The sequence below is a fragment of the Enterobacter cloacae genome (genome assembly GCF_011078175.1).
GTDB classification, from domain to species: domain Bacteria; phylum Pseudomonadota; class Gammaproteobacteria; order Enterobacterales; family Enterobacteriaceae; genus Enterobacter; species Enterobacter cloacae_Q.
On the sequence record NZ_JAALCJ010000001.1, the window covers coordinates 753163 to 765606 of the forward strand.

General features: G+C 53.8%; 9 protein-coding genes and 1 tRNA gene. 9 read left to right on the forward strand and 1 reads right to left on the reverse strand.

Annotated features, from left to right (window positions below):
- Positions 1–130: 130 nt before the first annotated feature.
- From G6Q29_RS03755 to G6Q29_RS03795, 9 genes are all read left to right on the forward strand, one after another.
- Positions 131–1873, forward strand: a complete 1743-nt coding sequence (locus tag G6Q29_RS03755) for an IucA/IucC family protein (RefSeq protein WP_165464564.1) — start codon at positions 131–133, stop codon at positions 1871–1873.
- Complete coding sequence (locus G6Q29_RS03760) at positions 1873–2820, forward strand: GNAT family N-acetyltransferase (protein ID WP_165464565.1); 948 nt, start codon at positions 1873–1875, stop codon at positions 2818–2820. The genes G6Q29_RS03755 and G6Q29_RS03760 overlap by 1 nt, the downstream gene beginning before the upstream one ends.
- Entirely contained in the window at positions 2817–4559 is a 1743-nt protein-coding gene (gene iucC / locus G6Q29_RS03765) for an aerobactin synthase IucC (protein ID WP_278186961.1), read from the forward strand. The genes G6Q29_RS03760 and iucC overlap by 4 nt, the downstream gene beginning before the upstream one ends.
- Positions 4556–5881 carry a lysine N(6)-hydroxylase/L-ornithine N(5)-oxygenase family protein gene (locus G6Q29_RS03770; RefSeq protein WP_165464566.1) on the forward strand — a complete coding sequence of 442 codons (1326 nt, stop codon included), beginning with the start codon at positions 4556–4558 and terminating at the stop codon, positions 5879–5881. The genes iucC and G6Q29_RS03770 overlap by 4 nt, the downstream gene beginning before the upstream one ends.
- A gap of 26 nt (positions 5882–5907) precedes the next feature.
- Positions 5908–8097 (forward strand): TonB-dependent siderophore receptor, encoded by a 2190-nt coding sequence (locus G6Q29_RS03775; protein ID WP_165464567.1) that lies wholly within the window; start codon positions 5908–5910, stop codon positions 8095–8097.
- A 167-nt stretch (positions 8098–8264) separates the two neighbouring features.
- A tRNA-Asn gene (locus tag G6Q29_RS03780) sits at positions 8265–8340 on the forward strand.
- A 343-nt stretch (positions 8341–8683) separates the two neighbouring features.
- Positions 8684–8995 (forward strand): phage holin family protein, encoded by a 312-nt coding sequence (locus G6Q29_RS03785; RefSeq protein WP_242637190.1) that lies wholly within the window; start codon positions 8684–8686, stop codon positions 8993–8995.
- Entirely contained in the window at positions 8982–9371 is a 390-nt protein-coding gene (locus G6Q29_RS03790; RefSeq protein ID WP_165464568.1) for a M15 family metallopeptidase, read from the forward strand. Before G6Q29_RS03785 ends, G6Q29_RS03790 begins: the two co-directional genes overlap by 14 nt.
- 244 nt (positions 9372–9615) lie before the next feature.
- Complete coding sequence (locus tag G6Q29_RS03795; protein ID WP_165464569.1) at positions 9616–11142, forward strand: aryl-sulfate sulfotransferase; 1527 nt, start codon at positions 9616–9618, stop codon at positions 11140–11142.
- 148 nt (positions 11143–11290) lie between these two features.
- Here G6Q29_RS03795 and G6Q29_RS03800 read toward each other — a convergent pair whose 3' ends face one another.
- A complete protein-coding gene (locus tag G6Q29_RS03800; RefSeq protein WP_165464650.1) occupies positions 11291–12442 on the reverse strand; it encodes a cytoplasmic protein in 1152 nt (383 codons plus the stop codon).
- Positions 12443–12444 lie beyond the last annotated feature (2 nt).

A 12444-nucleotide genomic window follows, 5' to 3' on the forward strand; every position in this document is an offset into this window, starting at 1 on the left:
GAATATAATGTCAATAAATGTGTGGAAATTATGAAGTTTATGAAAACAAATATTGCAAAAATAGTTGCCACTGTAAACAGAATGAATATCATAACGAGAATTATTATCAGTCATGGAATGAGGTACAACTATGCGTACTCTGCCCCGCTCCGCCGGTACAGATGTTGCGGCCCAGTGTTTTTTAAACGCGCTGCTGCGCGAAACGAAGGACTGGCACTATCTTCCCGCAAACCGTGCGGATGAGTTATCACAGATTCATATCCCGCTCTCCCCAACCCAGGCCATTCGGGTTCCGGTACGCTATTTCTCCCCCACGCAGCATCACCAGTATCGTTTTCCGGCAACGCTGATTCAGGCCGACAGCGACGGCGGTGACGCGGTCACATTCCATCAACTGATTGATTTTATTCTCGAAAAAGAGACGGTAAAAGGCGCTCTGGATGCCGATACACTGGCTCGGTTCAAGCAGCGCGTCCTGGAAAGCCATACGCACACCTGGCAGGCCATTGATTTACGCCACAGCTGGGCAAACCTGCGCGATAAGCCGCTGACGTTTGCCGAAGCGGAACAGGCGCTGCTGGTTGGCCATGCTTTTCACCCTGCCCCGAAGTCGCACGAGCCGTTTAACGAAGTCGAGGCGCGCCGCTATCTGCCGGATTTCGCCTCCCGCTTCCCGCTGCGCTGGTTTGCGGTTGAGCATGAGCTGATCGCCGGCGACAGCCTGAATGTCTCCCTGCGGGAACGTCTGCTGCGCTTCGTCGCTCAGAGCGCGCCTGAGCTGCTCGGCCATTTTACCGACACCCGCTGGCTGCTGCCGATGCATCCATGGCAGGCTGACTATCTGCTGGAGCAGGACTGGTGCCAGCGTCTGGCGGAAAAAGGCGCCCTGCACGATCTGGGCGAAGCGGGCGCGCAATGGCTGCCCACCAGCTCCTCCCGCTCGCTGTACAACGAAACCAACAGCGACATGATTAAGTTTTCCCTGAGCGTGCGTCTGACCAACTCCGTGCGCACGCTGTCGGTGAAAGAAGTTAAGCGCGGAATGCGCCTGGCACGACTGGCGAAAACGGCACGCTGGCAGGAACTCCAGGCGCGCTACCCGACCATGCGCGTGATGCAGGAAGATGGCTGGGCAGGCCTGTGCGATGAACACGGCGTCGTTCAGGAAGAGAGCCTGATGGCCCTGCGCGTCAACCTGCTGTTCGATACCCCTGATACGCAAACCAACGTGCTGGTGAGCCTGACCCAGGCCGCGCCGGACGGCGGCGACAGCCTGCTCGCCGCCGCAGTGCGCCGTCTGAGCCAGCGACTGGATCTCCCGCTCGCCCAGGCCGCGCGCTGCTGGCTGGATGCCTACTGCGATCGCGTATTGCTGCCACTGTTCAGCGCCGAGGCGGACTACGGCCTGGTTCTGCTGGCACACCAGCAAAATATCCTCGTGGAGATGCAGCAGGACTTCCCGGTCGGGCTGATCTACCGCGACTGTCAGGGCAGCGCCTGGACCGAAGGGGCCGACGCGTGGCTGCAAGAGGCAGGCGAAACCGAGGTGGAAAACCGCTTTGGCGACAGCCAGCTGCTGCGCTACTTCCCGTACTACTTGCTGTTGAATTCCACCCTTGCCGTCACCGCCGCGCTCGCCGCAGCCGGCTTCGACAGCGAAGAGAACCTGATGTCCCGCGTGCGGGATGCGCTGGTCACTCTGCGCAGGACGGCGAAGCAGACCCGCTGCCTTGACTACGTGCTCGACAGCCCGACCTGGAACTGCAAAGGCAACTTCTTCTGTTACCTGCACGATCGCAACGAAAACACCATCGTCGATCCGGCGGTGATCTATTTCGACTTTAGCAACCCGTTTTATAAGGAGAAGGCGTGATGGCAAACGCGAATATCGTCCATTCCGGCTACGGCTTTCGCTGCACATCCACGGAACAAAACCTGCCGCTGACGCTGGGTCTTGACGGCAGTGCGGTCCTTGAGCGTCTGACCGGACTCCCGGACGGCTGGCTGGTGGAGGCCCTCGACCAGCTGTTTGTTGCCGCGCCCGCCCTGACCGGCATTACCCTGCCGTGGGCAGCCTGGCAGGATGAACCTCAGGCGCAGGCGCTGTTTAGCCTCGTTCACGGGGATTATCTGGCGCGCGAAATTTTCTGGCAGCTGCCGCTGTGGCTGCATGGCGAACGTCCGCAGGCGAGCGGTGGAATGCAGTTTGATGAGAGCCGTCAGCTGTACTTCCCGCTGCGCCCTCACCGCCCGCAGGGCGAGGTGTATCGCCGTTACGATCCGCAGATTAAGCGCACCCTGAGCTTCCGCGTGGCGGACGTGGCGCTGGACGGCGAGCGTTTTACCCGCTGGATGAATACCCCGCGCGTGAATGCCTTCTGGGAGATGGCCGGTCCGCAGGCCGAACAGGAAAACTACCTGCGTCGCCAGCTCGACTCGGCCTATTGCTACCCGACGATCGGCTGCTTCGACAATCAGCCCTTCGGCTATTTTGAACTCTACTGGGCACCAGAAGACCGCATTGGTCGCCACTATCGCTGGCAGCCCTTCGATCGTGGGCTGCACATGCTGGTGGGCGAAGAGAACTGGCGCGGTGCGCAGTATATCCGCAGCTGGCTGCGCGGTCTGAGCCACTACCTGTATCTCGATGAACCGCGCACGGCGCGCATAGTGGCCGAACCGCGCTTCGACAATCAGCGTCTGTTCCGCCATCTGGCCTCCGCCGGTTTCGACACGGTGAAAGAGTTCGACTTTCCGCACAAACGCTCCCGTCTCATCATGAGCGAGCGTCATCGCTTCTTCCACGAGGTGGAACTGTGAACGCACTCTGGCAGAAAGTGAACCGCGAGATGGTGGCGAAGATCCTCGCCGAACTGGAATATGAACGTACCCTGCGCGCCGAGCCGGTTTCGGCGGACTACTGGCGCATCAGTATGGGCAACGCGACCTGGCAGTTTCGCGCCGCGCGTGGGATCTGGGGCTGGCTGCATATCGATCCTGATACCCTGACTACCGCCAACGGCGGCGCCGTGGAAGCGGAAAGCGCGCTGCTGCAACTGGCCGCCGTGCTGGAGATGAGCGACGCGCAAACGGCGGAGCACATGGAAGATCTCTACGCCACCCTGCGGGGCGACTTGCAGCTGTTGCAGGCGCGTGAAACCCTGGATGCCGATGCGCTGATCCACCTCGACCCTGACGAATTACAGTGCCTGATGCGCGGTCACCCGAAGTTTATTTTCAACAAGGGGCGCCGCGGCTGGGGACTGGATGCACTCCGCCAGTATGCGCCTGAATATCGCGGGCGTTTCCGCCTGCACTGGGTCGCCGTGCAGCGCGATCGCCTGGTCTGGAGCAGCGACGCCGATTGCGATCTTAACGCCCTGCTCTCCAGCGCCATGGACGGTGCCGAACGCGAGCGGTTCGACGCCCGCTGGCAGGAACGGGATCTGGACGATAGCTGGCTGCCGGTGCCGCTGCACCCGTGGCAGTGGCAGCAAAAAATCGCCATTCATTTCCTGGCGCAGCTCGCACGCGGTGAGATGGTAGAGCTTGGCGAGTTTGGCGATGAGTATCTGGCGCAGCAGTCCCTGCGCACGCTGACCAACGCCAGCCGTCGCGCGCCGTATGACATCAAGCTGCCGCTGACCATCTACAACACCTCATGCTATCGCGGTATTCCGGGCAAGTATATCGCTGCCGGTCCGCTGGCCTCGCGCTGGCTACAGCAGCAGTTCGCCAGCGATGCCACGCTGATTCACTCCGGGGCGCAGGTGCTTGGCGAACCCGCTGCCGGATATCTGTCGCATCCGGGGTATGCCGCATTGCCTGAGGCGCCGTACCGCTATCAGGAGATGCTGGGGGTGATCTGGCGCGAGAACCCATCCCGCTATTTACAGGATGGCGAACAGGCGGTGCTGATGGCGGCGCTGATGGAAACCGATAATCAGGGGCGCCCGCTGATTGACGCGTGGATCAAACGCTCGGGGTTAACCGCTGACGCATGGCTGGAAAAGCTGTTTGAGGCGACGGTGATCCCCTTCTATCACCTGCTCTGTCGCTACGGGGTGGCCCTCATCGCCCACGGCCAGAACGTCACGCTGGTGATGAAAGATTATGTTCCGCAGCGCATTTTGCTGAAGGATTTCCAGGGCGACATGCGCCTGGTGGATGAAGATTTCCCGCAGACGCAGAGCCTGCCGCAGCAGGTAAAAGCGGTGACGGCACGCCTCAGCGCGGAGTACATCATCCACGACCTGCAAACCGGCAACTTTGTCACGGTGCTGCGCTTTATATCCCGCCTCACCCTGCAATGCGGCGTGAGCGAAACGCGTTTTTATCAGATCCTGGCGCAGGTGCTGCACCGCTATATGGCCGCCCATCCGGATCTTGCGGCGCGTTACGCGAAGTTCGACCTGTTTAAGCCGCAGATTATTCGCGTGATCCTCAACCCGGTCAAACTGACCTTCTCTGAACACGACGGCGGCAGCCGCATGCTGCCGAACTACGTCTGCGATCTTGATAACCCACTTTTTCTGGTCTCCCAGGAGTCAGCGCAATGAAAACGTATGATTTCATCGGCATCGGTATCGGTCCGTTCAACCTCAGCATCGCCGCGCTGGCAGAGGGGCTGGACGGTTTTAGCTCGCTGTTTCTTGAACGCAAGCCGCACTTCTCCTGGCACCCGGGGATGATGGTGCCGGACTGCCATATGCAGACCAGCTTCCTGAAGGATCTGGTCAGCGCCGTGGAGCCCACCAACCGCCACAGTTTCCTGAACTACCTCGTTCAGCGCAAAAAGTTCTACCGTTTCCTCACCACCGAGCAGCGCACCGTCTCGCGCGAGGAGTTTGCCGACTACCTGTGCTGGGCGGCGGATAATCTGACTAATCTTGCCTTCAGCCAGCAGGTGCAGCAGGTCAGCTTTGATGAGCAAAACGGCCTGTTTGAGGTGGTGACCCAGCGGGATCGCTTCCTGGCACGCCACGTCTGCGTGGGGATTGGGAAGCAGATCAATCTGCCCGAGTGCGTCACCGCGCAGGATGATACCTGCTTCCACGCCAGCGAGATGATGCTGCGCACGCCGGATTTAGCGGGCAAGCGCGTCACCGTTGTCGGCGGCGGCCAGAGCGGTGCGGATCTGTTTTTAAATATCTTCCGTGGGGAGTGGGGCCAGCCGCTGAGCCTCAACTGGGTGTCGCGCCGCAACAATTACAACGCGCTGGATGAAGCCGCATTTGCTAACGAGTACTTCACGCCGGAGTATGTGGACAGCTTCTCCACCCTCGGTGACGATGCCCGTCGGCAGATGCTGCACGAGCAGAAGATGACCTCCGACGGGATCACCACCGAGTCGCTGCTGTCGATATACCGCGCCATGTACCACCGCTTCGAAGTGCTGCGCGAAAAACCCTGGGCGCACCTCATGCCGTCCCGCTCGGTGACGGCGCTGACGCGCCAGGAAACCGGACATCGCCTCAGCATCCAGCATCACCTGGACGGCGGGCGAGAACAGCTGGAGAGCGACGTAGTGATTTTCGCCACCGGATACCGCGCCGTACAGCCTGCGTTCCTCGCGCCGCTGTCTCATCGCCTTCATCTGGATGAGGATGAAGCCTTCTGCATCAACAATGATTTCACCCTTGAATGGGACGGCCCGCAGAGCAACCGCCTGTTTGCCGTCAATGCCGGGATGCACCGTCTCGGTATTGCCGAACCCCAGCTCAGCCTGATGGCCTGGCGCGCGGCGCGAATTCTGAATCGCGCCCACGTTGACGAGCCGTTTGAGCTGGCCACCACCCCCGGCGTGATCCACTGGCGGAGCACCGCCAGCCCGGAGAGCAGCCAGGTTTTTAAATCATTAATAAAGACCACCGAGTACTGACACACACATTCAGGATCAACATAACAATGAAACGTTCTCATCTTTGGGTTTTAAATCCGTGCTTGCTTGCCATGCTTTCTACCTCTGCGTGGGCGGAAGAACAAAAGGAAGAAGATATTGTGGTCTCTGCCAGCCGGGCACATCGCAGCGTGGCAGAGATGGCGCAAACCACCTGGGTTATTGAGCGGGCGGAAATTGAGCAGCAGGTTCAGGGCGGGAAAGAGATTAAAGACGTACTGGCGCAGCTGATCCCCGGCATGGACGTTAGCAGCCAGGGACGTACCAACTACGGTATGAACCTGCGCGGACGCTCCATGATGGTGATGGTCGACGGCGTACGTCTGAACTCGTCCCGCAGCGACAGCCGCCAGCTCGACTCTATCGATCCGTTCAACATTGACCGCATCGAAGTGATCTCCGGCGCCACCTCGCTGTACGGCGGCGGCAGTACCGGCGGGCTGGTGAATATCGTCACCAAAAAAGGCCAGCCGGAAACCGAAGTGGAGTTCCAGACCGGGGCAAAAAGCGGGTTTAACAGCCATAACGACCATGATGAGAACGTCTCCGCAGCCGTGAGCGGCGGCAATGACAACGCCTCTGGTCGTCTGTCGGTCTCCTATCAGCGCTACGGCGGCTGGTATGACGGCAACGGCGACGAGGTGATTATCGATAACACCCAGACCGGCTTGCAGTATTCCGACCGTATCGACGTGATGGGCACAGGCACCCTCAATATCGACGATCATCAGCAGCTCCAGTTAACCACGCAGTACTACAAGAGCGAATCCGACGGGAAACATGGCCTGTACCTCGGGGAGAATTTCGCTGCGGTCACGGGCGATGCAAAAGCCTATAACAAAGACAACCTGGACTCTGACCGTATCCCGGGCACAGAGCGTCACCTGATCAACCTGCAATACTCGAACACCGATTTCTGGGGCCAGGATCTGGTTGCACAGATTTACTACCGTGACGAGAGCCTGACCTACTACCCGTTCCCGACGCTAAGCAAAGGTGCGGTGACCAGCATTGGCGCGTCCCAGCAGAAAACCGATTTTTACGGCGGCAAGCTGACGCTGAACAGCAAGCCGATGGACGACCTGACCCTCACCTGGGGTGTGGATGCCGACCACGAAACGTTCGATGCCAACCAGCAGTTCTTCGACTTAAGCAAAGCGGCGGCGAGCGGCGGCATGGAGCTGGACAATGCCTACAACGTGGGACGTTATCCGGGTTACAGCATTACTAACCTCGCGCCGTTCCTGCAAGCCAGCTATGACATTGACGCCATCACCTTGAGCGGCGGCGTGCGTTATCAGTACACCGAAAACAAGGTGGACGATTTTGTCGGTTACGCCCAGCAGCAGGCCATCGCCACGGGCAAAGCCACCTCAGCAGACGCGGTGCCGGGCGGGAAAACCGACTACAACAACTTCCTGTTTAACGCCGGGATCCTTGGACGTCTGACCGAACAGCAGCAGCTGTGGTTTAACTTCTCCCAGGGCTTCGAGATCCCGGATCTGGCGAAGTACTACGGCTCCGGCACCTATCAGCTGGTCGATGGTCACTATCGCCTGCAAAACAGCGTCAACGTGAACGACTCAACGCTGGACGGGATTAAGGTCAATGCTTACGAGCTGGGCTGGCGCTTCACCGGCGATAACCTGCGTACCCAGGTGGCGGCCTACTACTCGCTCTCGGATAAAACCATCACCATCAACAAGAGCGACATGACCATCAACCTGGAGGACGACAAACGTCGTATCTACGGGGTTGAAGGCCAGGTGGACTATTTCTTCACCGACAGCGACTGGAGCACCGGGGCGAACTTTAACGCCATCAAGTCCGAAACGCGTGAAAATGGGAAATGGGAAAAGCTGACGGTCGACAGCGCCAGCCCGTCGAAAGCCAGCGCATGGGTCAACTGGGCGCCGGGCGACTGGGCCCTGCGCGTGCAGAGCACACAGACCTTCGACGTGTCTGACGCCGACGGTAAGAAGATCGATGGCTATAACACCGTTGATTTCCTGGGCAGCTATGCTCTGCCGGTCGGGAAAGTCAGCTTCAGCGTGGAAAACGTGCTGGACAAAGACTACACCACCGCCTGGGGCCAGCGCGCACCGGGTCTGTATAGCCCAACCTACGGCGCACCGGGTCTTTATACTTATAAAGGCCGTGGACGTACGTTTGGTCTGAACTATTCCGTGCTGTTCTGATCCTGCGCGCCGCCTGCCAGCGGGCGGCGCGATTTGCTGTGCAATTTGAAAGCAAATTTGCTATTAAATCATCGGTTTGCTGAAATTGTCAGCAAACGAACAAAAACGGTATTTTCCCCTTTGACAAGGCGCACTCAGGTCGATAATATGCGCCTCGTTCACACGATTCCTCTGTAGTTCAGTCGGTAGAACGGCGGACTGTTAATCCGTATGTCACTGGTTCGAGTCCAGTCAGAGGAGCCAAATTTGAAAAGCCTGCTTTTGAAGCAGGCTTTTTGCTTTTCTGCACACTGATAAATGCAAGACGGCACCGGGTTGCCGTATTACGTATTTCTCCCTTCCCCCGCTTGTTCCTGTTATCTATTCCACTACTAAATAGAATCATTAGCATCAATAATTCGTAACTATCATTCCGCAAATATCGATCGATAAAAACTATTAATTACATTCCGTGTGATATTCATCACAAAACGGGGTTGCTCAATGTTTATTATTTACCCCATAGCAAAAGCAAACGTTCGGTCAGAAAAAATAATCTCATCACGAGGTAAATTTTTTACTTATTTAGCTTAAGGAGGTAATTGTTTTGCCATGGAAAGACCCATCATCAAATGCATTTTTTAGCTGGATTTACATAATATTATTTGGCGCGTGGGGAGGTGTTGTTAGATATCTCCTTGACGTTAAGTCAGGCCAGGCGGGAAGAAGTTTCTTTTCGGCAATAGCACAAATAATAGTGTCAGGATTTACCGGTGTACTTGCTGGGCTGATGTCACAAAGCCTGGGTTCGGTATTTCATACTTCGCTGGCCGTCAGCGGTATCTCAGGTGCAATGGGCGTTGTTGCTCTTAATTATTACTGGAAAAAAATCTCAGGAGATAGTAATGATAAATCATGAATTTAGTAAGACGACTGAAAATAATCTTAAAGGTGTACATAAAGACCTTATTGAGGTGATGAGAAAAGCACTGAAATTATCACCTGTTGATTTCGGTATCTCAGAAGGGGTAAGAAATCAAAAACGACAGCTTGAGCTATTAGCATCAGGAAAATCATTAACATCCAGGAGCAGGCATTTAACGGGGCATGCCGTTGATGTATTCGCCGTCATAAATGGCACAGCATCATGGGAATTTAAATATTACCAGACAATTGCAGCAGCTGTGTTTCAGGCTGCCAAAGATTTATCTGTTGACGTTGAGTGGGGCGGAAACTGGACGGAAATAAAAGATGGCGTTCATTTTCAGCTCTCACGAAAGATGTACCCTGAATAGGGTCAACATATTGTGCAGGTCTGTCTCACAGAGAATACGCCAAACCGGCAATCACCGGATGATTCACCATACCTGTTTATTTGATTATTTTACAAAAGGAGAATGACTATACAAAACCGTTATTGATTACCACAGCACGAATTTATCCGTCAGACATTTATTTTCTCGCTATATATTTGGCGATATTTTATTGCGCTGACAAAAAATATATCTTTTATTAAATGAAACAAAAAGGAATACAATCATGACTATTACTTATGTAAAAACTGAACTTGCACCAGCGGATAACCAGCTCGCTGCATATATTTATTTTACGTCTGATACGCCAGTAAGTTATTCTTACACCGTATCAAAACGGACAACCAGCCCAACTAGCGTAGATTTCACCTATACTTCGGATCTGATTTATGGCGTTTCTCAAACCATAAAAATTCCCGTTATTGGTCTTTATGCGCAATATGCAAACAGCGTGCAGGTCGTGTTTAAGGATGAAACTGGAGCTGAAGTTTTCAATCAAGCATATACTATTAGCACCGAAGATCAGGTATACGATACATCCGTCATTTTCCATCTCGATATTGAACAAACCGATCCTGCACGCTTTACTTCTGTATGGGGAAACAGCTGGTTAATGGAATCCACAGGTCGCGGTTACGACCAAAATGGTGACCTGCGCTTTAACTTCTTAACGGTTTACCATCTCCAGCCGTTGAGGATCCATAATGGCTATCTGTATACCGGTACTGATGAAGATATGTCGTGGTACGGTCGTCGTTTTTTCAAAATTGACATTATGGGCAATGTCGTCCTTGAATTCGACATGCGTGATTCTGATGGCAATCATTATGCGAATACTCACGATGTAGTCTGGGATTCGGCGGGTGACATTTATATGTTTGGCACCGACAGCCCTAACCGACTCTCCAATACGATGGCGCAAGATGCTGTGGTTCTTAAATTCAACGATCGGACAGGGAAAATGATATGGGCGAAAAACTATACCAGTGAATATAGTGGCTCTCAAATATTGAATAACAATACCCCTAATGATGTTCATTTTAACTCACTCACATGGATTGCAGAGAGTCCAAACAACGAAGAAGCCGTTATTGTGCATTCTCGTACAACGAGTACAACGTTTGGTATCTCTATCGTTGATGGCAGCATCTTGTGGGCAATCGATACAGGTAATTTCAACCCTCAGTTCCCGGCAAAACAAGCGACTACACATATTGATAACGCTGGTATTACTCACTTTGAAAATGGTGCTCACACCGTGTGTATCACTAATAACAGTGCGTTTTCCGAAAATATCGATCCAACTGTAGGGAAATTTGTCTTATCCGTATTTGATAATAGATCTTGCGTAGATGAGACTGGAAACCCTGTTATTCGTCCGATGAATGATGAAGCAACAACGGATCCCTATCAAACCGATCCCGCCCGCATTCTGTTCTATGCGGTAGATTTAGCAGCCGGTACCGCCGTTGAGATTCACGCACCGATTGAACTCCCAACGACGCCTGTCATCCAATGGACTGACTTTATGGGAAGCGTGTTTGACCATGGCGATTACTTCACTATTTTCACCTGTCACGCGCGGTCATTCTTTATCAGTGATGTGGACGGTAATATGATTGCCTCTATCTACGATGTGATTTCTTTACCTGATGGTGCACCTCAATTCCCTGGGGAGGGTTACCGTGCAAGATTGTTTAACGAAACGGAGCTTACTGACGTAATCACTGCGGCATCCATTCATGCAAATTAATAAATTGATGTAATAAAAACATAAGCAGCTGATCGGCAGGTTATAACACCCCCTTGATCTCACTGCGGATGTTAAAAGGGTTCATGTAGCTGCATGAACCCTTTCGTTTTATACCCGGGACGTAGGGCATATTTTTCACCGAATAAATTTAGCCGACACGCGTCCCCGATAACGTTTGTGTCAGTTTATCGTTATACTCGTGCGCCAGGGAAATGAAAATTTGCATTACGCGGCCAGCGGATAGTTTCGCACTGTCCGAAAATTCAGCGTGTTTGTATAGCCAGTGGCTAAAGCGCCTGCTGGCCCTTAATGTGAGCATTTTAGCGTTACGCTTGTCCCCCCCCGTTAACGGACATGCCATCCTGCGATTATTCCCCTGCCCCCAAAGTTGCCACTGAGTTTGCCACCAGCCGTGCTGCGTTGTCCTCAGAAAAATCCAGGGTATATCACTTTCCTCTTCATTGATTTCCTCTTCTATATACCAAAGCTCACCTTTCCGCTGGCGAAAAAGATCTGCCCAGGCGGTGATAACGGCCCCCCGAAGAAAGCATTCGTGGGAAATAACGTGTGTTTTTACCTGAGGGAAAAGAATGTTCAGAACCCGGAAATGCCCGTGAGCCGCAATAACGGGACGCAGGATCGCCCCTCTGGCGTTACGTTTGAGAGCCGCACTTCCATACTGAATCTCATCAAACTGGCTCCGACGAAGAAATTGGGTCTCGCGCATATCTACGCGATTTACGATATCACGATGGAGCAAATCAGGCTCACTATTCCCGCGCCAGTGATACCGTAACGTTTCACCGCTGACATGCGGAGTAAAATTTGTGGAGATATGAAGAACACTACCGCGATCGGCGTCGAAACTGAGAAGAACATACAGTTTCTGTTTTGCACTGCTCCCCTGGAACGGTACAACCAGTGAAATAGTTTCAATTCGCTCTGGGGGGACGATTTTTCTTTTTGTTTGCTGTTTGGGTGTCCAGACTTTTTTGCAGGCTCGGCACTGTACGCGCTGTGTTCTCTGTGGATTATAACCATAACAAATATTTTCCTGGCTATAACATTCAGGGCAAAAATAACCATTTTCAATAGCATATGCGCTTAAGTGAGCAGAAAGCCATTCATTAAATTGTTGTTCGTCAAACAGAGGAGGATAACTCCCGCATGCCCGACAGTGCAGTGCAGGATATCCCAACCTATAATCTGGCCAACTGTAATCCGCAGAGGAAGATATTGGTAGCCCTAAATTTCGGCAACCAAACGATTTACAGGTATTAATAATAAATGTAGCCAATATGA